This window comes from Stenotrophomonas sp. Steno-C15, from assembly GCF_056393265.1.
This window is the reverse complement of record NZ_JBWJPF010000005.1, coordinates 155,089-178,515: the sequence shown is the minus strand read 5'-3', so window position 1 is coordinate 178,515 and position 23,427 is coordinate 155,089. Positions and strand designations below refer to the sequence as shown.

Here is a 23,427-nt window from a genome sequence, read left to right as displayed (position 1 = left end):
CTGCGGACATGCATCGCCGACCGCTGCTGCTGCTGAACACCGAGGCCATCGAACTGTGGCCGGCCGATCTGCTGCGCGCGCGCAGCAACCTCGATGCACGCCTGCTGGCGCGGGCCCGCTGGGTGCTGCGGCGCAAGCGCGATGGCCGCTATCTGGCCGCCGTGCTGACGCAGGGCGTTCATTCGCTGGTGCCGCGTCTGCCGCACGAGCCTGGCGTGGAGGAGGCGCTGGCACTGCTGGATGCCCGCGCGTCACGCCCTTTCGCTGCGGCACTGGAGCAGCGATGGCTGCCCCTGGCGGGCTTGCAGCAACGCCTGCAGCACCTTGGCCTGGATGCGCAGGGTTACGCGGATGACACCGGGCTGCCGCTGGAAGCCGAGCCGTGCCTGCTGCATTTCGCCGGCCGCGATCGCTTTTCGCGGCCCCTGTGGTTGCGCCGCGACGCGGCGCAGGGGTGGCGGCGGATGCACCTGCACGCGGCCCGCGATGGCGTTGCCCTGGATGCCATTTCCGGCTTCCGCAGCCATGCGTACCAGTTGGGAATCTTCGAGCGGAAGCGCGGCCGCGGCCTGAGCGTGGCGGAGATCCTGAAGGTCAACGCCGCGCCGGGCTTCAGCGAACACCACAGCGGGCACGCACTGGATATCGGCACCCCGGGCGATGCACCTGCAGAGGAATCGTTCGAGCGTACCGATGCGTTCGCGTGGCTGCAGGCGCACGCCCGCGGGCATGGATTCCACCTGAGCTACCCGCGCGGCAACCCGCACGGGATCGTCTACGAGCCCTGGCACTGGTGCTGGAGACCGGCCAACGGCTGAGCCCCTCCCCGCACTGCCCTCACCGCCGCAGGGCGTCGATCGCCAGCAGCACCCATCCCACCATCAGGCTGGTGCCGCCCACAGGCGCCAGCCGGGTAGGCCACTGCCAGAGCGCGCTGCCCACCAGGCTGCCGGAGAACAGCACGACGCCCAGCAGCAGCACGTACAGCGCCAGATGTGCGATCACGCCCTGCGCGCGCCGTCCCACCGCAACCAGCACGGCACCATGGGCGAACGCATACAGCGCCGCCATGTTCAGATGCTGCTGCGCCTGCGGATCGGACACGCCATGCGAGGCATAGGCCGACAGGCCGATCGAAGCGGCCGCCAACAGCGCACCGATGCAGGCCAGCAGCGAGGGCTTACGCGCACGTCGTTCCAGATTGAACATGACTGCTCCTTGCGCGGCGCCCGCCCGGCGGCGGACGCGGGATGAAAAAAAACGCGCCGCAGGAAGCGGCGCGTTTTCGTGTCCAACACTACATGGGTCAGCCAGCGCTTACTTGACGGCCCAGTAGATGTCGTAGGTGCCTTCCTGGGTGAACGACTTGTCCACGCCGTCCTTCCACGATTCGTACGGACGGTCGATGACTTCGTTGCCCGAGGTCACTGCCCACGCACGCAGGCCGTTGCGGGCCACGTCCAGGCCGGCCATGTGACCGGTGTAGGCCGCATGCGCCGAACGATGCGGGGCGACATGCACGTACTTGACCGGCGCACCACCGTCGATCTTGACGGTCAGCTCCTCACCGGTGGCACCTTCGGTACCCTTCTTCTTCACCGGCTGTGCGATGTCGAAGGCGTACTTCTCGGCACCGAAATCGGTGGTGATGATGCGGAACGGACCGGCGGCTTCAAGGCCATTGGCCTCCATCACGCGCTTGATCCACTCCTGGTTGTCCTTGATGGACTTGGTGATGGTGTCCTGGCCGCGGTCGACGTTGCCGGCGTTGACGACCAGCAGGTCTTCGGCCGGCACCTGCACGATACCCAGATCGGTCAGCGGCGCTTCCGGGGTGCGGTAGTCGACGTTCGGCACGGTGGCCAGCATGTTCGCCATGCGCGACAGGCCCAGCTTGATGTCGTCGCCGATCTGGCGGCTGACATACAGGCCGGCGTAGCGACCGAACAGGTCGAAGCCGTACTTCACCGAGTAGTCCTGGGTGATCTTGACGTTGCGACCACCCTTGCCGGTCGGCTCCAGATTGAAGGTGGTGACCTTGTCGTGACCCTTGGTCGGGTCTTCGATGGCGATCACAACACGCTTGTTCTCTTCGGCCTCGGTCACCTTCCAGGAACCGTTGCCCAGGTCCTTGGAGGAGAAGTCGAGGGTGGCACCGACGCCGGAGGCCGGGCCGGACAGCTTCAGTTCAACGGCGGGATCGCGCAGTACCAGCGGGTTCCAGTCCTTGAAGCGGCGCAGGCTGCTGACCGTGTCGTACACGATCGTCATCTTGCGGTTGGTCTCGATGCTTTCGGTGATGTGGCGCTCGCCCGGCAGACATACGCCAATGATGACGAACAGGCCAGCCACGATCCCCAAGGCGATCAGGAACTCGATAATACGGGTCATTCAGGAGTCTCCGGGGCCGATCCCACGGCCGGGTTGATTGAAGCGAAGCGCCAATCCTAGCAGGCTTCGCGGGCATTGTTTATCGCGATTGGCGCACCGGTTTCCCTGCCGGCTGCGTATTTGTATGGACAAAGGATTGGCAGGGTAGCGCATCCGGCCGCCCCGCATGTAGGGGGCAGCCCGTCCCGGGGCCCGGGAATGCCGGCCAAACCTTTGCCGCAAAAGGCTTTTCGTCAGACCAGCTGCAGTTCGAACGCCTTCAGGACGGCCCGCGTACGGTCGCGCACGCCCAGCTTGGACAGGATGTTGGACACATGGTTCTTGATGGTGCCCTCGGCCACGCCCAGCGAATTGGCGATCTCCTTGTTGGAGAAGCCGCTGGCCATCAGCCGCAGGATCTCCGTCTCGCGGTCGGTCAGCGGGTCCGGCCGGTCCAGGCTGACGAAATCATTGCGCATGTGTTCCAGCCCGGACAGCAGCCGCTGGGTCACTGCCGGCTGCACCAGCGATCCGCCGTCAGCCACGGTGCGGATGGCGCCGACCAGCTGGTCCAGGGTCACGTCCTTGAGCAGATACCCCTTGGCGCCAGCCTTCAGGCCCGCCAGCACCAGCTGGTCGTCGTCGAAGGTGGTCAGGATGATGGTCGGCGGCAGCTGTTCCAGCCGCGACAGGACCTGCAGCGCCTCCAGCCCGGACATCACCGGCATGCGCATGTCCATCAGGACCACATCCGGACGGACCTGGGGCACCAGTTCGACCGCCTGCCGGCCGTCGCCGGCCTCAGCCACCACCTCGATGCCGTCGTCCAGCGCCAGCAGCGAGCGGATTCCCTGCCGCACCAGGGTTTGGTCGTCGACCAGGCAGACGCGAATCATCAACGCACTCCTTCAGGAACCTTGGTAAGGGCGGCCACCAGCACGGTTGCCGGCACCGTCGCACGCAGGCAGAAGCCTTCGCCGGGGCGGGTTTCCACCTGCAGCTGGCCACCGCATTGTTGCAGGCGCTCGCGCATCCCGCGCAAGCCATTGCCCACATTGACCATTTCCGCGCCGACACCGTCGTCGCGCGCCTCGACCACCACCCGGTCCGGCGCCTCACGGTACACCCGGATCCACAGATGGCGGGCCCCGGAGTGGCGCACCGTGTTGGTGATGATTTCCTGGGTGCAGCGCAGCAGCACGTGGGCCCGCTGCGGGTCCTCCACGTTCAGGGGGTCCTCGATGTCCAGCTGGATGTCCAGCGAGGGCACATTCTCGGTCAGCGGACGCAGCGCGGCAGCCAGGTCGATGGCGCTGGTCTCGCGCAGCTGGCTGACCACTTCGCGCACATTGCCCAGCAGCAGCTTGGCCAGCGTGTGCGAGCGTTTCACGTGGTCCAGCGCCTTGCCTTCGGCCAGATGGCCGGCCACTTCCAGGTTCAGGGTCAGCGCGGTCAACTGATGCCCCAGCAGGTCATGCAGCTCGCGCGAGATGCGGGTGCGCTCGTTGACCCGTGCGCTCTCGGCCAGCAGGGCGCGGGTTGCCCTCAGCTCCGCATTCAGCCGGCGCTGCTCGTCGCGGGCGTCGGTCTGCTGCCGTGCGACCAGGCTGGTCACGAACATGAACATGGAGAAGCCGCCATACAGCAGCGACTGCATGAGTGCCTCGAACAACGGCATGTCGAGAATCAGATAGTAGACCGGCAGCACCGCCAGCTGGCTGAGCAGCAACCAGATCACCCCACTGCGCACGGGCAGCATCCACGGGATCACCCCGGCGGCCACCATCATCAGGATGCTGCCCAGGCCCGAACCGCTCAGGTAGCTGACGCCCAGGGCCGAGCCGGTCAGTACCACCAGCACCACCCGGTCGTACCAGGCGGCCTGGCTGCTGTCGCGCAGGCCACGGGTCAGCCAGAAGTAGCCGGCGCCGAAGAACAGGTAGGCGGCAAACAGCCACAGGGACCAGCTGTCGATGCCGCTGCCGCCGTGCCGCAGCATCGACTCGTATTGGGAATACACCACGGGCAGGCCGACCATGACCCAGGTGAACAGGCCGGCCAGGCGCAGGACTCGGATTTGGCTGAGATATCCCAACATGGAGGCATCTTAGGCTGAACCAGCGCTCCTGCCCCCGGGCAGAAGTCATGGCGACGGGCGTGCCCCCGCCAGCCACCCATGCAATAATCGTGCGCAGGGTCCGTTGCAGGACCAACCGCGTTACCCCACGGAGTCACAATGTCGATTGTTATCCGCGACGTGCGCGAGCACGAGCTCGATTCCGTCCTGGCTTTGAACAACAACGCTGGCCTGGCCATCCTTCCGCTGGATGCCGCACGCCTGCGCCTGTTCTATGAAACCGCTGAGTACTTCCGCGTCGCCGAGCGCGACGGCAACCTGGCCGGGTTCCTGATCGGCTTCGGCAGCGACAGCCAGCACGACAGCAGCAACTTCGCCTGGTTCAAGCAGCAGCTGGACACCCCGTTCTTCTATATCGACCGCATCGTGGTCGCCAGCCGCCGCCGCGGTGGTGGCGTCGGCCGGGCGTTCTACGCCGATGCGCAGAGCTTCGCCGAGCTGCGCTACCCGCAGATGACCTGCGAAGTCTTCCTCGACCATGGTGCCGATGCCGCCCTGCTGTTCCACGGCAGCTTCGGCTTCCGCGAGCTGGGCCAGAACACCATGCCGCAGGTCGATGTGCGCGCCAGCATGCTGGCCAAGGAACTGTGCAGCTACCCGTGGGTACAGGAGACCTACGGCGGCAAGCTGCCGGATGTGGCATGGACACGCGACCGGCAGCTGCCGGCGCAGGCACAGCGGCCGACGGGGACCTGAGCGTGGCGGTGAATTTCGATTACGAACAGGCAGGTGAACTGAAGATCGGCCAGGTCGGCATCGCCAACCTGCGCGTGCGGACCCTCGATGTCGAACGACTCGTGCAGGAAATGCGCGAACGGGTGACCCGCGCCCCGAAACTGTTCGGCCGTGCCGCGGTGATCCTGGACTTCGGCGGCCTCAGCCAGGTACCGGACGTGGCCACCGCGCAGGCGCTGGTCGATGGCCTGCGCAGCGCCGGCGTGCTGCCGGTGGCGCTGGCCTATGGCACCAGTGCGGTCGACCAGCTCTCGCAGCAGCTCGGCCTGCCGCTGCTGGCCAAGTTCCGCGCCCAGTACGAGCGTGTCGAGACCGAGCCGGCCCCGCCGCCTGCACCTGCGCCGGAGCCGCGCCGCGCCGCCCGCGCTGAACCGAAGCCGGCCCCGGCCGCTCCGGTGGCCAGGGTGGCCGAGGGCTCGGCACCGCAACCGGGCCGCATGCAGCTCGGCAACGTACGTTCCGGCCAGCAGCTGTACGCGGAGAACTGCGACCTGACGGTCATGGCGACCGTCGGCGCCGGTGCCGAGGTGATCGCCGACGGCAGCATCCATATCTACGGCACCCTGCGCGGCCGCGCGCTGGCAGGTGCCCAGGGCAACACCGCGGCACGCATCTTCTGCCGTGATTTCCATGCGGAACTGGTGGCCATTGCCGGCCACTACAAGGTACTGGACGATGTCCCGGACAACCTGCGCGGCAAGGCCGTGCAGGTGTGGCTGGAACAGGACCAGGTCAAGATCGCTGCGCTGGACTGACGCAGCCCCAACATCATGCAGAACCAGGAGAAGTCCTTTGGCTGAAATCATCGTAGTCACCTCCGGCAAGGGCGGCGTCGGCAAGACCACTACCAGCGCGAGCCTGGCCTGCGGCCTGGCACGGCGCGGCAAGAAGGTGGCGGTGATCGACTTCGACGTCGGCCTGCGCAACCTCGACCTGATCATGGGCTGCGAACGCCGCGTGGTGTACGACTTCGTCAACGTCGTGCACGGCGAAGCCACCCTCAAGCAGGCCCTGATCAAGGACAAGCGCTTCGACAACCTGTACGTGCTGGCTGCCTCGCAGACCCGCGACAAGGACGCGCTGACCCAGGAGGGCGTGGGCAAGGTGCTGAAGGACCTGGCCGCCGACGGTTTCGACTTCGTGATCTGCGACTCCCCGGCCGGTATCGAGAAGGGTGCCTTCCTGGCGATGTACTTCGCCGACCGCGCGGTGGTGGTGGTGAACCCGGAAGTGTCCTCGGTGCGCGACTCCGACCGCATCATCGGCCTGCTGGACTCGAAGACACACAAGGCCGAATCCGGCCAGGACGTGCCGGCCTTCCTGCTGCTGACCCGCTACAGCCCGTCGCGCGTGGAAACCGGCGAGATGCTGAGCATCGTCGACGTGGAGGAAGTGCTGGGTCTGAAGGCCATCGGCGTGATTCCCGAATCGGGTGACGTGCTGAACGCCTCCAACAAGGGCGAGCCGGTGATCCTCGATGGCGAATCGATTGCTGGCCAGGCGTATGACGATGCGGTGAGCCGCATCCTGGGCGAGGAGCGGCCGATGCGCTTCACCACCGTGGAGAAGAAGGGCTTCTTCAGCAAGCTGTTCGGAGGGTAAGCATGGGCCTGTTTGATTTCCTCAAAGCGAAGAAGACCACCGCCGAAACCGCCAAGAACCGCCTGCAGATCATCATCGCGCAGGAGCGCAGCCATCGCGGTGGTCCGGACTACCTGCCGCTGCTGCAGCGCGAGCTGCTGGAAGTGATCAAGAAGTACGTCAACATCGACGTCGACGCGGTGAAGGTCGACCTGGTCAAGGATGGCCAGCACGACGTGCTGGACATCTCCGTGGCGCTGCCGGAAGGCCCGGAAAAGCCCTGACCCCCTGCCCCGCCCGTGCCTGCATGGGCGGGGCTGCACGATTCCGCATGACTGACACGACAACCGCCGTGGACATCACCTGCGTGGGCGATATCGCCTTCGCCGATGCACAGCGCCTGCTTGCCGCGCATGGGCTCGATCTGCACCACGTCGCCGCCGGCGAGCCGATTCCCGGCAGCTACTGGGGTGAACCTGAAGCAGGCATCATCGCCAGCAACGTGTATGTGCGCGACGACACGCCCGTGCATTCGATGCTGCACGAGGCCTGCCATCTGATCGTGCTGCCGCCGGAGCGGCGCGCGCAGGTGCATACCGATGCCACTGATTCGGTCGCCGAGGAAGATGCCACGTGCTACCTGCAGATCGTGCTGGCCGCGCAGCTGCCCGGCGTCGGCAGCGCACGGCTGATGGCCGACATGGATGCGTGGGGGTATACGTACCGGTTGGGATCGACGAGAGCGTGGTTCGAGCAGGACGCCGAAGACGCGAAGGCGTGGTTGATCGAACGCGGGTTGCCAGTGGCGTAAGGCCGCGGGCGCGGTTGACCACGGGCGCGTGGCGACGCGCCGAACTCTGCGGCGCCCCTCTTTTCACTCGGCGCGGTTCGAGCAGGACGCCGAAGACGCGAGAGCCTGGCTGATCGAACGTGGATTGCCGGTAGCGTGACGCGCCGCGAAACGGGGTCAGATCCCTTTTGCTGCGCAAAAGGGATCTGACCCCATCACCCCTGCCCTGCCAGCGCACGCAGGGTAATGCCGACGATGTACGCCAGGTAGGTCCCGGTGGCGTAGCCCATTGTTCCCAGCAGCACGCCTACCGGTGCCAATGCAGGATGGAAGGCGGCGGCCACCACGGGCGCCGAGGCCGGACCGCCGATGTTCGACTGCGAGCCGATGGCGAAATAGAAGAACGGCACCTTCAGCAACCGGCCCAGGCACCACAGCAGCACGATGTGCACGGCGATCCAGATCAGGCCGAGCAGGAACAGCCACGGACGGTCCAGCAATGCCAGCAGATCCATCTGCATGCCGATGCAGGCGATCAGGAAGTACAGCAGCAGCGACCCCAGACGTGACGCTCCCGCTCCCTCCAGCGTGCGCGCGCGGGTGAAACTCAGGCCCAGGCCCAGCGTGGTCGACAGCACCACCACCCAGACGAAGGGAGCATCCAGGCTGAACTGCGATGCCCAGCCGACATGGGCCTTGAACCAGGCCGCCAGCGGCGCGCCGATTGCATGCGCCAGACCGACGCCACCGAACGCAACGGCGACGATCAGCATCAGATCAGTCAGGCTGGGAATGCGCTCGTGTTCGGCCTGGAAGCGCGCGATGCGTTCCTTCAGTTCGTCGATGGCCGAGGTATCGGCACCGCTGCGTGCGTCGATCTTCGCGGCGCGCCCGGCGAGGAAGATCAGTACCGCCATCCAGACGTAGCCGACACCCACGTCGACCACGGCGAACTGGCCGAAGGTGGTGGCGTTGACGTCGAATACTTCGCGCATCGCCAGCATGTTGGCGCCACCGCCGATCCAGCTGCCGGCCAGTGCGGCCATGCCGGCCCAGGTGTCGCCGGCAACGGTTTCCGGGTGCAGCGCGCGCATCAGCAGGAAGGCGACCACGGCACCGAGCATGATGCTGGCGGAGGCACCCAGGTACATCAGTACCAGCTTCGGTCCCAGCCGCAGGATGCCCTTGATGTCCACGGCCAGGGTCAGCAGCACCAGCGCCGCCGGCAGCAGGATGTCACGCGCGACCGGGTTGTACAGCGCGGTGTTCTGCCCGTCGATCAGGCCGACGGTGTTGTAGATGCCAGGAATGAGATAACACAGCAGCAACGCCGGCACGAAGGTGTAGAAGCGCTTCCACGGCCCCTGCTCGCGCGAGGCGGTCCAGAACACGGCCCCCAAAGTGGCGGCGATCAGGCCGAAGACCACGATGTCGTTCTGGATCAGGGCGTTCGAAGTCATGCGGGCGCTCGGGTAGAGCCGAGCCATGCTCGGCTGCTGTTGGCGGGAAAGGAGGCACAGAGCAGCCGAGCATGGCTCGGCTCTACAAAAAGCAGAGCGCCGCCCTGGGGGGCGGCGCCGGACCGGCTTATTCGCCGATATGCTGCTTCAGCCAGCCGTTGACCGTGTCATGCCACAGGATGCTGTTGTGCGGCTTGAGCACCCAGTGGTTCTCGTCCGGGAAGTACAGGAACTTCGACTCGATCCCCTGCCGCTGCGCCGCCGTGAATGCCGCCAGGCCCTGCTCGACCGGAATACGGAAGTCCTGCTGGCCATGGATGATCAGGATCGGCTTCTTCCAGTCCGCCACGTGGTTGACCGGGTTGAACTTCTCGTAGTTCGCCGCCTTCTGGTACGGCGTGCCGCCCTGCTCCCACTCGGTGAACCACAGCTCCTCGGTGGCGTAGCCCATCATGCGCTGGTCGAACACGCCATCGTGGTTGACCAGGCACTTGAACGGGCCGTTCCAGTTGCCGGCGATCCAGTTGACCATGAAGCCGCCATAGCTAGCGCCCAGAGCACAGGCCTTGTCACCGTTGAGGAACGAATACTTCTTCAGTGCCGCGTCCCAGCCCTTCTGCAGGTCTTCCAGCGGACGATCACCCCAGTGCTGGCTGATCGCATCGGTGAATGCCTGACCGTAGCCGGTGGAGCCGTGGAAATCGATCATCACCACCGCGTAGCCCTGGCCCGCATAGGTCTGCGGATTCCAGCGGTAGCTCCAGCCGTTGCCGAAACTGCCCTGCGGACCGCCATGGATCAGGAACGCGACCGGGTAGGACTTGCCTTCCTGGTAGTTGTGCGGCTTGACCACATAGCCGTGCACGGTGTCGTTGTTCCAGCCCTTGAACGAGAACTGCTCGAAATCGCCGAAACTGACGTCCTTCAGCACGTCGCCGGCAGACGGTGTCAGCGCGCGCAGCTCGCCCATCGGCTGGCCGGCGGCTGGCAGCAGGCCGACCAGTACCTGGTCGTTGCTCTTCAGGCTGTTGCGGGTGATCGCCACGCTGGTGCCGGCCACATCGACGGCGGTCACGCTGCCATCGCCGATCAGGCGGGTGGCCTTGCCGGTGGCGACATCGATCTGGAACAGCGGGTGCTCGCCCAGATCATCGGCGGTGGTATAGATGCTGGCGCCATCGGCGGACAGCACGATGCCACCCGCCGAGCGATCCCACTGCGGGGCGATCTCACGGCTCTTGCCGCTGGCCAGATCCATCGCCATCAGGCCGAAGCGATCAGCTTCAAAGCCGGGGCGCTTCATCGCACGGTAGAACAGCGTCTTGCCATCGGCACTGAACACCGGGCCCGCATCCCATGCCGGGTTGGAGGCGGTCAGGTTCACCGGTGCCTGACGGCCGGCAGCATCGAAGCGATAGAGGTCGAAGTTGGTCGACCACGGTTCCTCGCGGCCCGCCACGCGGATGCTGGCGACCACGCTGCTGCCGTCCGGCGACCACACGAAGTCATCATTGCCACCGAATGGCTTGGACGGCGCATCGCCATCGAGGGTGGCGCTCAGCGCGGAAGCCCCCTTGACCGGGCCGGCCTGGGCGCCCGGCAGCGGCGCGACGAACAGGGTGTTGCGACGGCCGTCGTTCCAGGTATCCCAATGGCGCACGAACATCGAATCCCAGACCTGGCCACTGGCCTTGGCGTCCTTCTTCTCTTTCAGCTTCTTCTCGGTGCAGGCCAGGTCCGACGCGCAGGCCTGGAACACGCCGGCGCTGAACAGCACGCGGTCGTCCTGTGGCGAGACGTGGTAGCTGTCCACATCCACCGGGAAATCGGTCAGCTGGCGCGGGGCGCCGCCGCTGATCGCCTGCGCGTACAGCTGCTGGCTGCCGTTCTTGGCACTGAGGAAGTACACCGTCTGGCCGTCCGCCGACAGCGAGGCGGAATTGACGTTCCAGCCGGCCGGGGTGATCTGCTTCGGCGGTGCCGCGTCACGCGTGCGCAGGTTGCGTGCGTACAGGGCGGTGCTGGCCTTGAGGTTGGCGTCGGTGCTGCGCTTGGCGAACACCACGGTGCCGCCATCGGCGCTCAGCACCGGCGCGGAAACGCGATCCATAGCCACCATGTCGCGGATCTCCAGGCCACGGGCAGCGGCGACGCTGGGCAGAGCGGCCAGCAGGCTCAGTGGCAGCAGGGCATGACGCAGTTTCATCGGGATCTCCGCAGGACGGCAAAAAAGCGATGGTAGGCCCCGCAGCCCGGGGCTGCCAAGGCCATCGGTCATGGCCGTGATCGGGCAGCCGCCAGAAACAGCAAACCGCGCCGTAGCGCGGTTTGTGGGTGGACCCGGGGTCGGATCCGATTCCGCAGGAATCGGCTCTGCCCCGGGCGCCGCCGGCGTGGGGTCAGAGCCCTTCCCTTCCGGGAGGGATCCGACCCATCCCTTACGCCTTGGCGTACTTGCCGGTGCGGTAGATCAGCCAGCCCACCAGGAACAGCACGGCCAGGCCGATCCACTGCGCGGCCGGCAGATGGAACGGCACGGCCAGCACGTCGGCGCGGCTGCTGACCACGATCGGAATGGCGATGGCGATGCCCATCAGCGCCTCGCCGGTGATCAGGCCGGCGGCGAACAGCACGCCCGGCTTGTGCACGCGGTCGCGGCCCTCTTCATCATCGGCACGCACCTTGTGGAAGCGCTCGACCAGGTAAGCGATCAGGCCGCCGAGGAAGATCGGCACCATCAGCTCCAGCGGCAGGTAGATGCCGATGGCGGCCGCCAGCACCGGCACCCGGAAGCGCGCGTTGCGCGCCTTCAGCCAGCTGTCGAAGGCAATGATGACGGCGCCGACCACGGCACCGATGCCGATGAAGGTCCACGGCAGCTCGCCACCGAACAGGCCCTTGGCCACCGACGCCATCAGGTTGGCCTGCGGCGCAGCCAGCGCGTTCGGGTGCAGCTCGGTCTTCACGCCGATGCCATAGGCGGTGGCCAGCAGGTTCAGCACCGGGGCCATGATCAGCGCGCAGGAGAACGCACCGATGCCCAGCATCAGCTGCTGCTTCCACGGCGTAGCGCCGACGATGTAACCGGCCTTGAGGTCCTGCAGATTGTCACCACCGACGGCGGCAGCGCAGCACACCACCGCGCCGATCATGATCGCCGCCACCGCACCCAGCGGTGCACCGCCGGTACCGACCGGCTTGAGGCCATCGGCACCCAGCAGCACGACCAGTACCGCCGAGGCGAACAGGATGGTGGAAATGGTGATGCCCGAGACCGGGTTGTTGGACGAACCGATCAGGCCGGCCAGGTAGGCCGAGACCGACACGAACAGGAAGCCGGCGACGATCATGATGATGGTCATCGGGATCGACACGTGCCACTGGCCGACGATGGCCTGGTACAGGGCCAGCAGCGGCAGCACGAAGACCACCAGGGCGACCAGCATCCACTTCATCGGCAGGTCGCGCTCGGTGTGCGCCAGCACCGGTCCGCCGCTCTTGCGGGCGGCGGCAAAACCGCTCTTGACGCCGTTGAGCAGCGACTTGCGCAGCGAAATCAGGGTCCAGATGCCACCGATCAGCATTGCGCCGACACCCAGGTAGCGCATCTTCGCGCCCCAGATGGCGAATGCGGCCTCGGTGGAGGACGCAGCGGCCACCGACGCGGCCAGGGCCGGGTCGGTGTTCATGAAGAACGCCTGGTAGAGCGGGATGGCGATGTGCCAGGTCAGGATCGAACCAGACACCACCACGATGCCGACGTTGAGGCCGACGATGTAGCCCACGCCCAGCAGTGCCGGCGACAGGTTGGTGCCGATGAACGCGGTGACCTTGGAACTGCCCACGTAGGCCGAGGTGGCCCAGGCATCGGGAATCAGGCGCATGCCGCTTTCCGCGGCCAGCTTGACGAAGGCGCCGATCACCGCCGACAGGCCCAGGATCTTCAGGCCCGGACCCGGGTTCTCACCGGCCTTGAGCACTTCCGCCGCCGCCTTGCCTTCCGGGAAGGGCAGAGGATCTTCGACGATCATCGAGCGGCGCAGCGGCACCGAGAACAGCACGCCCAGCAGGCCGCCCAGGCCGGCAATGCCCAGCACCCACCAGTACTTGAAGTCCGGCCAGTAGCCCATGATCACCAGCGCGGGGATGGTGAAGATGACACCGGCGGCGATCGAGGAACCGGCCGAGGCGCCGGTCTGCACGATGTTGTTCTCGAGGATCGAGCCACCGCCCAGCAGGCGCAGCACGCCCATGGAAATGACTGCGGCGGGAATCGCGGTGGCGATGGTCAGGCCTGCGAACAGACCGAGGTAGGCGTTGGCCGCGGACAGCACCACCGCCAGCACGATGGCCAGGGCCACTGCGCGGAAGGTGAGCTGCTTGGGCGCAGCGTCGTGGTTCATGGGAGCCCCTGCTGGCAAAAAATCCCTGCCACGCTAGCGTTCAGGGGGCGGCAAGTCCAGCACACCGCAGCATGACAAGCGCCAGCGGATCAGGCAGGACACGGATCAGGCACAGGCAGCAGACGCATCCGGCACATTCCGGCTGGGCATTCCGCAAACGATATGTTATATCTTTTCGATTGAACGACATCGCCGTCCGCATGCCCTCTCCGCCACCGGCCCGCCTCACCTCCATCGACCAGCTGCGCGGCACCGTCATGCTGTTGATGCTGCTCGACCACGTGCGCGAGACCTTTTTCCTGCAGCACCAGGTCAGCGACCCGATGGACGTATCCACGGTCTCCCCCGCGCTGTTTGCGTGCCGCCTGCTGGCCCACCTGTGCGCACCGGTGTTCGTGCTGCTGACCGGCCTGTCGGCCTGGCTGTATGGCCAGCGCCAGGCGGATCCGCGCCGGGCCACGGCCGCGTTCCTGCTCAAACGCGGGCTGTTCCTGGTGGTGCTGGAACTGACCCTGGTGAATTTCGCCTGGACCTTCCAGCTGCCTCCGGACACCGTATACCTGCAGGTGATCTGGGCGATCGGCCTGAGCATGGTCGCGCTGGCCGGCCTGCTGTGGCTGCCACGCGCGGCGCTGCTGGCGCTGGCGGTACTGCTGTTGGCCGGCCACAACCTGCTCGACGGCGTGCGCGTGGCAGGCGACGGTGTGCTGCCGGTGCTGTGGAAGGTGCTGCACCAGCGGGACTGGATCGAGGCCGGTGCACTCCGGCTGCGCACGTCCTATCCGGTGCTGCCGTGGATCGGGGTGATCGCGCTCGGCTATCTGATGGGGCCCTGGTTCGCGGCGGACCGCATGCCAGCGCAGCGTCACCGCTGGCTGGTGTGGGCTGGGCTGGCAGCGCTGGGCATGTTCGCCCTGCTGCGGTTCGGCAACGGCTATGGCGATACGCCCTGGCAGTTCCAGCAGGGCGCGCTGCGCACCTGGATGAGCGTGTTGAACGTGACCAAGTATCCGCCATCACTGCAGTTCCTGTTGCTGACCCTGGGCGTTGGCCTGCTGTGGCTGCGCCTGTTTGAGTGGCCTGCGATGGCACGGGCGTTGAGGCCGCTGGCAGACATCGGCGCGGCACCGATGTTCTTCTACCTGCTGCATCTGTATCTGCTGAAGCTGCTGTATCTGGCGGCGCTCGGGTTCTGGGGGCCGACCCACGGCAGCCTGTACGCTCTCGATTCGGTCGCCGGCCTGATCCTGGTGGCCTGTGCGTTGGCGGTGGTGCTGTACCCGCCGACGCGGGCATTCGCGCGGTTCAAGGCGCGTCGGCGCGACCTGGGCTGGCTGCGATACCTGTGACCCCGCTCGCCGGGCGCGGCCTGATGCTGCCCGCCACGGGCGCGGCGGCGGGCCTATAATCGCGCCCTTTCCGCAGTGCCCGCCGTCGATGACCGTTGCCGCTCCCGCTTCCGACGACTTCCTTGGCCACCCCAAGGGCGTCTACGTCTGCTTCTTCACCGAAATGTGGGAGCGCTTCTCCTTCTATGGCATGAAGGCGCTGCTGCTGCTGTACCTGACCAAGTACCACCTGTTCGGCGACAAGGCCGGACTGGACCTGCTTGGCGCCTACGGTGGCCTGGTGTACTGCATCCCGGTGTTCGGCGGCATGCTGGCCGACCGCTGGCTGGGCATGCGCCGTGCAGTGCTGTTCGGCGGCATCCTGCTGGTGCTGGGCCATCTCGGCATGGCCTTCGAAGGCCACGCGGCATACCGGGTCAACGGTGAAGTGGTGCGCGACACCTCGGCGCTGGCGGTGACCTATCTGTCGCTGGCGCTGATCATCATGGGCGTGGGCTTCCTCAAGCCGAACATCTCCACCATCGTTGGCAAGCTGTACGCCAAGGACGATCCGCGCCGCGACTCGGGCTTCTCGCTGTTCTATGCCGGCATCAACCTCGGGGCGCTGTTCTCGTCGCTGGTGTGCGGCTTCCTCGGCGAGGCCTATGGCTGGAAGTATGGCTTCGGCGCGGCGGGCATCGGCATGCTGGCCGGGCTGGCGATGTTCCTGTGGGGGCAGCAGTACCTGCACGGGCATGCCGAGCCGCCACAGCCGGCCGCGCTGAAACAGCGGGTGCTGGGCCTGCCGCGTGAATGGCTGATCTATCTGTGCGCGGTGCTCGCGGTGCTGCCACTGGCGTGGCTGATGTGGGCCGCCGGTAACGGTGCGTTCGCTCTGGGCGGTGAAATCAGCCTGGCGTTGATGCTGATGCTGGTGGTGCTGGGGGGCGTGCTGGTCTGGTTCGCCTGGTTCACCGGCAGCCAGTGCACGCCGGTGCAGCGCCAGCAGATGATCGCACTGATGGTGCTGATTTTCCTGGCGCTGGTGTTCTTCACCCTGTACGAGCAGTCCTATGGCTCGTGGGTGACGTTCACCGATCGCCTGCTGACCAAGGACATCGTTCCCTCGCTGGTGATCACCGACGGCACGCCGCTGCCCTGGTCGATCCTGTCGTTGCTGCTGGCGCCGCTGGGCTTCGTGGTCAGCGCGCGCCTGACCGAGCGTCGACCGGGGTCGGCCGCGCCGCGCCGGTTCTTCATTGCCATCGTCGCGCTGATGCTGGTCCTGCTGGTGCGCGACTGCCTGGTGATTCCGCAGACCGCCGGCTCCCTGACCTATCTGGGCGGACTGTTCCTGGTGCTGCTGGCGCCGGCCTTCGCCGCCCTCTGGACCTGGATGGACCGTCGCGGCTGGGAGCCGGGCAAGCCGGTCAAATCCGCCTGGGGCCTGGTGATCGGCGCGCTCTCGTTCGTCCCGCTCGCATTGGCCGCACAGCAGGTCGGCGCCACCGGCGAGATGGCCAGCGTGTGGTGGCTGGTCCTGGCCTACTTCCTGTTGGCCAGTGGTGAGATGTGCCTGTCGCCGGTGGGCCTGTCGGCCGTAACGCAGCTGGCCGTGCCGCGGGTGATGAGCCTGATGATGGGCACCTGGTTCCTGGCCACAGCGTTCTCCGAGACGCTTGCCGCGCTGTTCGGCAAGCTGGCGGCCATCGATGTGCCCGAAGGCGGCACGCTGGACATGGCGGCGGCGGCCGGTGCGTATGCGCACCTGTTCTGGCTGCTGATGTGGATCGGCCTGGGCTGCGCCCTGCTGGCCTTCATCGCCGCGCCGCTGCTGAAGCGGATGATGCACGGGGTCAGGTAACTGCACTGCGCGGCGGCGGATCGTGGATCCGCCGCCACTCTGCGTTTACGGCGCCTTGCCCTTCCCTGCCGGCGCCGATGCCTGGGCGGTCTTGCCTCCCAGGCTGCGCGACAGGAATGCGAGCAGCTTGTCGTAGTACTCGGTGCGATGGGCCAGGGTGTAGAAGCCGTGCCCCTCGGTCTTGTAGTACAGGCTTTCCACCGGCGTCCCGGCACGCTTCAGTGCCGCTTCCATGCGCTCGGTGTGCTGGATCGGCGCACGCTTGTCTTCGCCACCGGCCGCGAGGAACACCGGCACCTTGATCTGCGTGGCCAGGTTCACCGGCGAAACCGCGCCCAGCTTGGCCGGATCACCCAGCCATTCGCGCAGGAAGGTCACGCCAGAGTCGCGCTCCTGCACATCGCCGCGGGCGAACATCAGCGGCAGGTCGTACACGCCGACATAGCCGGCCGCGCACTGGTACAGCCCCTGTTCGCGGGCAGCGCCCATCATCGCGGCGTAGGCCCCGTAACTGGCACCGTAGATGCAGATGCGTCTGGCATCGGCGATCCCCTGCGCGATCGCCCAGCGGGTGGCGTCGGTGACGTCATCCTGCATCGCGGCGCCCCATTGCTGGGCGCCGGCCTGGGCATGCGCACGGCCATAGTTCCCCGAGCCACGGAAGTTGACCTGCAGTACGGCGTAGCCGGCGGCGGCCAATATCTGCGTCTCGCGGTCGTACTGGCCATTGTCGAACACGTGGAACGGCCCACCGTGCGGCATCACCACCATCGGCAGGTTGCGTCCGTCGCTGCCGGAGGGCACGGTGAGGAAGCCGTGCAGCGGCAGTCCGTCGCGCGCCTTGAGTGCCACCGGACGCACCGTTGCACTGCGATCGATGTCGATCCAGTCGCTGCGGCTGATCAGGTGCTCAGCCTTGCGGGCCTCCGTGTCGTACACATAGAAGTCGCCGGGATTGGTGCCTGACCAGGTCTCCACCAGCACCACGCGGCCATCCCGGGTACTGGAGGTGATGTAGACCGGCCCCCCGAAGGCCGCCTCCAGGCTGCGGTACAGGCGAGCCTCCGGCGACTTCTCGTCGAAGAACCGGGTCCGCGGTGTGTCGCCCATGTACAGGGCGCCCACCGGCACATGGGTGCCGGGCCGGTGGATGATGCGGTACGGATTGACCACCTCGTCGCGCAGCACGACAGCGCGCTCACCGGTCTGCGGATTCCAGCTGACGATGGCATCCGGCCCCTGCGTCTGCTCGGCCTGCAGGTACGCCAGGCTGCCATCCGCGGAGAAGCCGATCGCGGTCTCGATGCGCTTGCTCACTGCCTCATCATTGATCATCTTCCAGCTGTCGCCCGATCGCTCGCGGTAGTACAGCTTGTTGACATTGTCGCTGCCAGACCCGTGGACGAACCGGACTTCGCCCTGGCCATCGGTGGTGAACTCACCGCGCCGCACTGGCGAGGAGGCCATGCGCACGCGCCTGCCGCTGGCCACGTCCATGCGTTCGACGCGGGTGAACGGATCCTCCGCGAACGGCCATACCGTCACCAGCACGTTGCGTTCGTCGCCGGGCAGATCATCGGCCAGGAACGCCGCGACCGCCTCGACTTTCTTCGGCTGGATGCGGGTACCCGGGCCCTTGCTTTCGACGCGGTAACCGACCAGCAGCTCGCCGCGATTGCCGTTGGCATCGATGGCGTAGAGCTCGCCGGTGGGATTGGGCTTATCCAGCGCGCCCCACTTCTCGGCCAGGCCGATCAACAGCCGTTCGTTGCTGACCCAGTCGAATTCGTAGGCGTGATTCTTCTGCGGCGGGCGGAAGCTGCCCACGAGCTGCTTGTCGGCCAGCCGCATCACCGCGATCGCGGTGCTGTCCTCCATCGGCACGGTGGCAGCGACATACTCGCCCCCCGGCGATATCTTGATGTCGGTGAAGGTCTCCTGGCGCAGGAACTGCGTCAGATCCACCGCCCATGCGCTGCCCGCGGCAACGCTACCCACGACGACCAGTGCGGCCGTCAACATCGTCCTACGCATCCTTCCCCCTGCTCCGATGGACACCTTGTCCTGTACACGGATTCTAGGCAGGCGCCGTCTGTCCCGCCAGAGCCGGAAAAGACGACGGCACCGTTGCCGGTGCCGTCGTTGCCACTGCCTTGGAGAGAGAGTCAGGACGTGGGTTCGGGGGGCGTGCGCCGGGTCAGTGGACCCCGCGCACCGCCAGGGTGAGGGCCAGGATGCTGAGGATCACCGCGATGGTGCCGTCAAGCACACGCCAGGTGCTGGGCTTGGTGAACAGCGGCGCCAGCAGGCGCGCACCGAGACCCTGCGCGGTCAGCCACAGGCAGCTCGCGGTGACCACGCCGGCCGCAAAGGCCATGCGTGCGTGGCCGAAGTTCTCGGCAATGGAGCCGATGACCATCATGTCCAGCCAGAAGTGCGGGTTGATCAGCGAAAAGCCGACCGCCGCCATCAGCACCGCGCGGCGGCTGCCGTCGTCGCTGTCGGCTTCACCCATGCCACCGCCACCGGCAATGGCGCGGCGCGCCGACTTCATCGCGTACCAGGCCAGAAAAGCCACGCCGGTCCACAGCACGGCCGAGGTCAGCCACGGCAGCGCCGAGGTCAACGTGCGCAGGCCGGCCACGCTGGCGAAGATGAAGAACGCATCGATGGCCGCGCAGGTGGCGACCACCGGCACGATGTGCTTGCGCAGGATGCCCTGGCGCAGGATGAAGGCGCTCTGGGCACCGACCACGGCGAACAGGCCGATGCCGGTGGCTGCACCAGAGAACCAGGCACCGAGGCCGGTGCCGGCGGAGATGACCGAAAACATGGGATTCACTGCCTTGTCTTGCTGGGGGGACGGTGCCTCGCGAAGGCGGACAGCACCGGGTACGGGCGCCATTGTCGCGCCGCAACATAGAAAAGACGAGCTAAACTTCCTAAACCAACATTAGCGGAACTTAATACCATGCGCATCGACCATGCCCAGCTGCGCGCGCTCGCCGCCGTGATCCGCGAAGGCAGCTTTGATCGCGCGGCGCAGTCGCTGAATGTCACCCCCTCGGCCATCTCGCAGCGGGTCAAGGCGCTGGAGGATCGTGTCGGACGCCTTCTGGTGAAGCGTGGCGCCCCCGCCACTGCCACCGCCGAAGGCCAGGTGCTGGTGCAGCTGGCCGAGCAGACGGCCCTGCTCGAGCATGACGCCCTGCACCGGATGGGCCTGGCCGATGAAGATCTGCCCCAGGCCAGCATCCCGGTGGCGGTGAACCACGACAGTCTGGAAACCTGGTTTCCGCAGGCGGCGCAGCAGTTCGCACTGGGTACCGGCACCACGCTCGACCTGCGCGTGGAAGACCAGGACCACACCGTGGAGCTGCTGCGGCAAGGCACGGTGCTCGGCGCGGTGACCACCCTGGACGAGCCGGTGCAGGGCTGCCAGATCCATGCACTCGGCAGCATCCGTTACGCGGCCACCTGCACGCCGGAGTTCCGCGAACGGCACTTCGCCAAGGGCGTGACCGCGCAGGCGCTGGCGCAGGCACCGGTACTGGTGTTCAACCGCAAGGACGAAATGCAGTCGCGCTTTGCCCGGCGCATGGCCGGCGATGACCTGCCCAGCACCGCGCCGACCTGGTGGATTCCCTCCACCCGTGCCTTCGTGCAGGCCAACCTGGGCGGCATGGGCTGGACCATGAACCCCCTGCCGCTGGTCAAGCGGCACCTGGATGCCGGCCGCCTGGTCTACGTGCGACAGCGCGCGTGGGAGGACGTGCCGCTGTACTGGCAGCACTGGAAGGGCGATGTACAGACCATGGCCCTGCTGACCCGCGCGGTGCTGGAGGCGTCCTCGACGCTGGTGCGGCGCAGGCGCTGACGCCATATGCATCCCCTCCACAGCGGGCATGCCTCTACTGTGCGGAATCCGATGACAGGACGGGCCGATGCAGACCGATCCGCTGTTCCTGCATATCCGCGTGGTGATGGGCATCATCCTGGGCCTGTCGATCACGACCCTGCTGAAAGGGATTGCGCAGATCATCGAGCATCCGCAGCGACGCGGCTGCTCGGCACTCCATCTGTGTTGGGTGGCATGGACGCTGGTGTCGCTGGTCACCTTCTGGTGGTGGGAGTTCCGCCTGATTGAAGTCCACCGGTGGACGTTCGAGACCTATCTGTTCGTGATCTGCTACTGCGCGACCTGGTTCCTGCTCTGCGCCCTGTTGTTCCCGGATGACCTGCGCGACTACGGCAGCTACGGCAATTACCTGATGCAGCGCAGACGCTGGATATTCGGCGTGATCGGCGCGCTGACGCTGCTGGATCTGGTGGACACCGCGATCAAGGGCACAAGCCGGTGGCATCTGCTGGGCGCGGCGTATCCGGTCCACACCCTGCTGATGCTGCTGGTGGTCCTGCTGGGCTGGAAACTGCACTCCAGCCGGGCACAGCTGCGACTGGCCGCGGCCACCCTGCTCTACCAGATCGGCTATTTCACCGCCGAATACTTCACAATCGGCAACGATTGAACGAGACGGGCAGTTCCTTCAGCGCCCGGTCACAAGGAGGTGCCATGACCATCCGTTACCGCGATGCCCACCCCGACGATGCCGCCGCCTGCATCGACCTGCGCGGGCGTACCCGCGAGAATGCCTTCAGTGCAGCGCAGCTGGCCGAGCTGGGCATCACGACGCAGAGCTGGGCCGAAGGCATCTGCAACGGAGATTTCATCGGACGCATCGCCTGCGACGGCGAGCGCATGGCCGGCTACGGGTTTGCCGACCGCGAAAGCGGCGAGGTGCTGGTTCTGGCCCTGCTGCCGGAGTACGAGAATCTGGGCATCGGCCGACGTCTGCTGCAGGATGTGGTCAGCCTGGCCCGGGATGCCGGTCACCACCGGCTGTTCCTTGCGTGCTCGGCCGACCCGCGCTCGCGCTCGCATGGCTTCTACCGCCATCTCGGCTGGTGCCCGACGGGCGAGATCGACGAAACCGGCGACGAGATTCTCGAACTGCGTTGACCCCAAGCGGAGTGCCGGCCGCTGCGGTCAGTCGACGTCGACCACGTGCAGCTGCGCCTGGACCACCTGCGCCTCGGCGCCGGTGGAACCGGGTGTCAGATTGATCGAGAACTGCAGGGTCACATCCATCGGGCGCAGGGCGAAGCGTGTCAGCTCCTGCGGCTTGATCGGGAAACCGATGCGCAGGGACTGGCCCGCGCGCAGCTCCTGCGTCTGCTGCCGCAGCGCGGCCGAGGCCATGCCGCTGCGCAACGCCGTGGTCTTCTCGGAGTGGTTGTCCTTCACCCTGACCGACGGGCCACGGCTGCGGATGTACTCCAGCGGCAGCGACACAGGCTCGCTGCCGCTGTTGCGCAGTTCCAGTTCGACGTTGAGGGTGTCACCGCGGAAACGGCACTGGGCATCGTCCACGCAGCGCGCATGAAGTTCGATCATGGGAGGAAGCTCCTTGCTGTGGGCCGGCAGCGCTGCGGCAGCGGCAAAAGTGGCAATCAACGAAATCACTTGACGGTGCATGTTATCTCCCGGCCGATTTCCCGGCTCAGCAGTTCACGTACTTCCCGCGCGATGTTCCAGGCATGACGCGGCCGGGTCACCGCGCAGTCCACGGAATTCATGATGGTCGCCGCCGGATCGGTCAGCTCACGGGAATCCGGAACGGCAACCAGCACCTCCGGATCCAGAGTGCCATCGGGCTGGACGTAACGCACGGTCTCTTCGTCCGGGTCGTTATACGAATACTCGTCCGGCACGCCCAGGGTGTGGGCGAACTCGTGGGCGAAGGTCCAGGCCGTGGTCGACACGGAGACATCGATATCCGGGAATTCCACCTGCTCCCGGTCATAGGTGCGATGAACGATCAGCCTGTAGTCGCTGCCGCCCTGCACCCACCGCACCTCGTAGCGGATCGGGAAGCTGCGGGTGCCGCACGCGGGATCATGGACGTCCAGCGTGAACCGGCCGTTCCAGAACTGATCGATGCCGCGCTCCATGCGCGCCTTGACCGCCGCCACCTCGGCAGCGGTGACGCCGGGCTTGGGCATCACCTGCACCTTGATCGACACCACCACCTCGCCCTGGGCCTGCAGCGGAACATCGATGCGGTAGCTGACCTGGAAAGGATAGTCATGCTTGTCGCCATTGACGTCATAGGCTTCGTAGTAGCGCCCGTCCACGTCACGGTCGATCTGCGCATCATGGTCCGCCACCCAGCACTGCGGCGCGTCCTCGTCGCGCACGGCGGTGCCGGGCGCTGCGAAGGGGGGTGTCTGCAGGGTCGGCTTCAACAACGGCGCGACGATCGCTGCGATCGCCGCCACTCCGGCGCCTGCACCGGCGCGCCCTCCACCGCCGGCCACCACGTGGGCGCGCTGCTGCTTGCCCGATACCAGTGCGCAACCGCAGCTGGCCCTGTCGCCGTCGCGGGCGACCGGCTGGCCATCGATGACCAGGGTGGCATCGCCGGAAACGATCGAACCCGGACCATGGCGTGCACAGATGACACGGTCGCCGACACGCGCCACGGCGCGCCCTTCGATATCGGTATGCGGGGAACCTGTAAGGACCGAACCGCCCGTCTGCAGGGCGTCACCCACCACGATCAGCATCCGTGACATCGTTGCGCGGCCCCTCCGTGGCCGGTGGTCGTTCTGGAATCAGCCGACAAGTCTACCCCGGAGCGACCGCCGGCAGGATGATGCATTGCACAAAAACCGGACCCGTTCCGGGTAGAATCCTCT

The 23,427-nt window shown here is 66.5% G+C and carries 22 protein-coding genes; 11 read left to right on the top strand and 11 right to left on the bottom strand.

From position 1 onward, the window contains the following. Nucleotides 1-8 precede the first annotated feature (8 nt). Nucleotides 9-818, top strand: coding sequence for a M15 family metallopeptidase (locus tag AC06FB_RS06750; RefSeq protein ID WP_346475998.1), 810 nt, complete (start codon nucleotides 9-11; stop codon nucleotides 816-818). A gap of 19 nt (nucleotides 819-837) precedes the next feature. Here the strand turns inward: AC06FB_RS06750 and AC06FB_RS06745 are convergent, their stop codons facing one another. The 4 genes from AC06FB_RS06745 to AC06FB_RS06730 all read right to left on the bottom strand — a co-directional run bounded on the left by AC06FB_RS06745 (nucleotide 838) and on the right by AC06FB_RS06730 (nucleotide 4,468). Further along, nucleotides 838-1,209, bottom strand: coding sequence for a DUF423 domain-containing protein (locus tag AC06FB_RS06745; protein ID WP_065182368.1), 372 nt, complete (start codon nucleotides 1,207-1,209; stop codon nucleotides 838-840). 108 nt (nucleotides 1,210-1,317) lie between these two features. After that, nucleotides 1,318-2,391 carry a polyketide cyclase gene (locus tag AC06FB_RS06740; RefSeq protein WP_053516163.1) on the bottom strand — a complete coding sequence of 358 codons (1,074 nt, stop codon included), beginning with the start codon at nucleotides 2,389-2,391 and terminating at the stop codon, nucleotides 1,318-1,320. Nucleotides 2,392-2,624: 233 nt separating this feature from the next. After that, nucleotides 2,625-3,266, bottom strand: coding sequence for a response regulator (locus AC06FB_RS06735; protein WP_053516165.1), 642 nt, complete (start codon nucleotides 3,264-3,266; stop codon nucleotides 2,625-2,627). Beyond that, on the bottom strand, nucleotides 3,266-4,468 hold the full coding sequence (locus AC06FB_RS06730; protein WP_053516166.1) for a sensor histidine kinase: 1,203 nt from the start codon (nucleotides 4,466-4,468) through the stop codon (nucleotides 3,266-3,268). Before AC06FB_RS06730 ends, AC06FB_RS06735 begins: the two co-directional genes overlap by 1 nt. 138 nt (nucleotides 4,469-4,606) lie before the next feature. On the opposite strand from AC06FB_RS06730, the gene AC06FB_RS06725 reads away from it, so the two are divergent. From AC06FB_RS06725 to AC06FB_RS06705, 5 genes are read left to right on the top strand one after another with little or no spacing between them, the layout of a single operon-like run. Next, nucleotides 4,607-5,203, top strand: a complete 597-nt coding sequence (locus AC06FB_RS06725) for a GNAT family N-acetyltransferase (RefSeq protein WP_053516169.1) — start codon at nucleotides 4,607-4,609, stop codon at nucleotides 5,201-5,203. Then, nucleotides 5,149-5,997 (top strand): septum site-determining protein MinC, encoded by an 849-nt coding sequence (minC, locus tag AC06FB_RS06720; RefSeq protein ID WP_053516171.1) that lies wholly within the window; start codon nucleotides 5,149-5,151, stop codon nucleotides 5,995-5,997. The genes AC06FB_RS06725 and minC overlap by 55 nt, the downstream gene beginning before the upstream one ends. 37 nt (nucleotides 5,998-6,034) lie before the next feature. Beyond that, nucleotides 6,035-6,844 (top strand): septum site-determining protein MinD, encoded by an 810-nt coding sequence (gene minD, locus AC06FB_RS06715; protein ID WP_053516174.1) that lies wholly within the window; start codon nucleotides 6,035-6,037, stop codon nucleotides 6,842-6,844. A 2-nt stretch (nucleotides 6,845-6,846) separates the two neighbouring features. Continuing rightward, complete coding sequence (gene minE / locus AC06FB_RS06710; protein ID WP_053516176.1) at nucleotides 6,847-7,107, top strand: cell division topological specificity factor MinE; 261 nt, start codon at nucleotides 6,847-6,849, stop codon at nucleotides 7,105-7,107. Between the two features lie 47 nt (nucleotides 7,108-7,154). Further along, nucleotides 7,155-7,634, top strand: coding sequence for a hypothetical protein (locus tag AC06FB_RS06705; RefSeq protein ID WP_111186566.1), 480 nt, complete (start codon nucleotides 7,155-7,157; stop codon nucleotides 7,632-7,634). A 194-nt stretch (nucleotides 7,635-7,828) separates the two neighbouring features. Here the strand turns inward: AC06FB_RS06705 and AC06FB_RS06700 are convergent, their stop codons facing one another. From AC06FB_RS06700 to AC06FB_RS06690, 3 genes are all read right to left on the bottom strand, one after another. Beyond that, entirely contained in the window at nucleotides 7,829-9,073 is a 1,245-nt protein-coding gene (locus tag AC06FB_RS06700; protein ID WP_053516181.1) for a DUF819 family protein, read from the bottom strand. A gap of 127 nt (nucleotides 9,074-9,200) precedes the next feature. Further along, entirely contained in the window at nucleotides 9,201-11,279 is a 2,079-nt protein-coding gene (locus AC06FB_RS06695) for an alpha/beta hydrolase family protein (protein WP_065182372.1), read from the bottom strand. A gap of 232 nt (nucleotides 11,280-11,511) precedes the next feature. Beyond that, nucleotides 11,512-13,476, bottom strand: a complete 1,965-nt coding sequence (locus tag AC06FB_RS06690) for an OPT family oligopeptide transporter (protein WP_053516183.1) — start codon at nucleotides 13,474-13,476, stop codon at nucleotides 11,512-11,514. A gap of 200 nt (nucleotides 13,477-13,676) precedes the next feature. Between AC06FB_RS06690 and AC06FB_RS06685 the strand changes: the two genes are divergently transcribed. Beyond that, nucleotides 13,677-14,825, top strand: a complete 1,149-nt coding sequence (locus AC06FB_RS06685; RefSeq protein ID WP_346480667.1) for an acetyltransferase domain-containing protein — start codon at nucleotides 13,677-13,679, stop codon at nucleotides 14,823-14,825. Nucleotides 14,826-14,913: 88 nt separating this feature from the next. Beyond that, on the top strand, nucleotides 14,914-16,668 hold the full coding sequence (locus AC06FB_RS06680) for a peptide MFS transporter (protein ID WP_346480666.1): 1,755 nt from the start codon (nucleotides 14,914-14,916) through the stop codon (nucleotides 16,666-16,668). 45 nt (nucleotides 16,669-16,713) lie between these two features. On the opposite strand, the gene AC06FB_RS06675 is transcribed toward AC06FB_RS06680, so the two are convergent. Further along, complete coding sequence (locus AC06FB_RS06675) at nucleotides 16,714-18,702, bottom strand: alpha/beta hydrolase family protein (RefSeq protein ID WP_478053487.1); 1,989 nt, start codon at nucleotides 18,700-18,702, stop codon at nucleotides 16,714-16,716. A 163-nt stretch (nucleotides 18,703-18,865) separates the two neighbouring features. Next, complete coding sequence (locus AC06FB_RS06670; RefSeq protein ID WP_053516190.1) at nucleotides 18,866-19,501, bottom strand: LysE/ArgO family amino acid transporter; 636 nt, start codon at nucleotides 19,499-19,501, stop codon at nucleotides 18,866-18,868. A gap of 138 nt (nucleotides 19,502-19,639) precedes the next feature. On the opposite strand from AC06FB_RS06670, the gene AC06FB_RS06665 reads away from it, so the two are divergent. The 3 genes from AC06FB_RS06665 (at nucleotide 19,640) to AC06FB_RS06655 (ending at nucleotide 21,688) form a co-directional block, all read left to right on the top strand. Continuing rightward, nucleotides 19,640-20,545, top strand: a complete 906-nt coding sequence (locus AC06FB_RS06665; RefSeq protein WP_053516191.1) for a LysR family transcriptional regulator ArgP — start codon at nucleotides 19,640-19,642, stop codon at nucleotides 20,543-20,545. 67 nt (nucleotides 20,546-20,612) lie between these two features. Further along, nucleotides 20,613-21,197: a hypothetical protein gene (locus AC06FB_RS06660; RefSeq protein ID WP_053516192.1), complete on the top strand. Its 585-nt coding sequence runs from the start codon at nucleotides 20,613-20,615 to the stop codon at nucleotides 21,195-21,197. 44 nt (nucleotides 21,198-21,241) lie between these two features. Further along, on the top strand, nucleotides 21,242-21,688 hold the full coding sequence (locus AC06FB_RS06655) for a GNAT family N-acetyltransferase (RefSeq protein WP_065182375.1): 447 nt from the start codon (nucleotides 21,242-21,244) through the stop codon (nucleotides 21,686-21,688). Between the two features lie 27 nt (nucleotides 21,689-21,715). Here the strand turns inward: AC06FB_RS06655 and AC06FB_RS06650 are convergent, their stop codons facing one another. Together AC06FB_RS06650 and AC06FB_RS06645 are read right to left on the bottom strand one after the other, a co-directional pair. Continuing rightward, the gene (locus AC06FB_RS06650) at nucleotides 21,716-22,123 is read right to left on the bottom strand and encodes a hypothetical protein (protein ID WP_478053486.1); all 408 of its coding nucleotides are present in this window, start codon (nucleotides 22,121-22,123) and stop codon (nucleotides 21,716-21,718) included. Between the two features lie 65 nt (nucleotides 22,124-22,188). Continuing rightward, a complete protein-coding gene (locus tag AC06FB_RS06645; protein ID WP_080375221.1) occupies nucleotides 22,189-23,304 on the bottom strand; it encodes a PAAR domain-containing protein in 1,116 nt (371 codons plus the stop codon). Nucleotides 23,305-23,427: the final 123 nt, after the last annotated feature.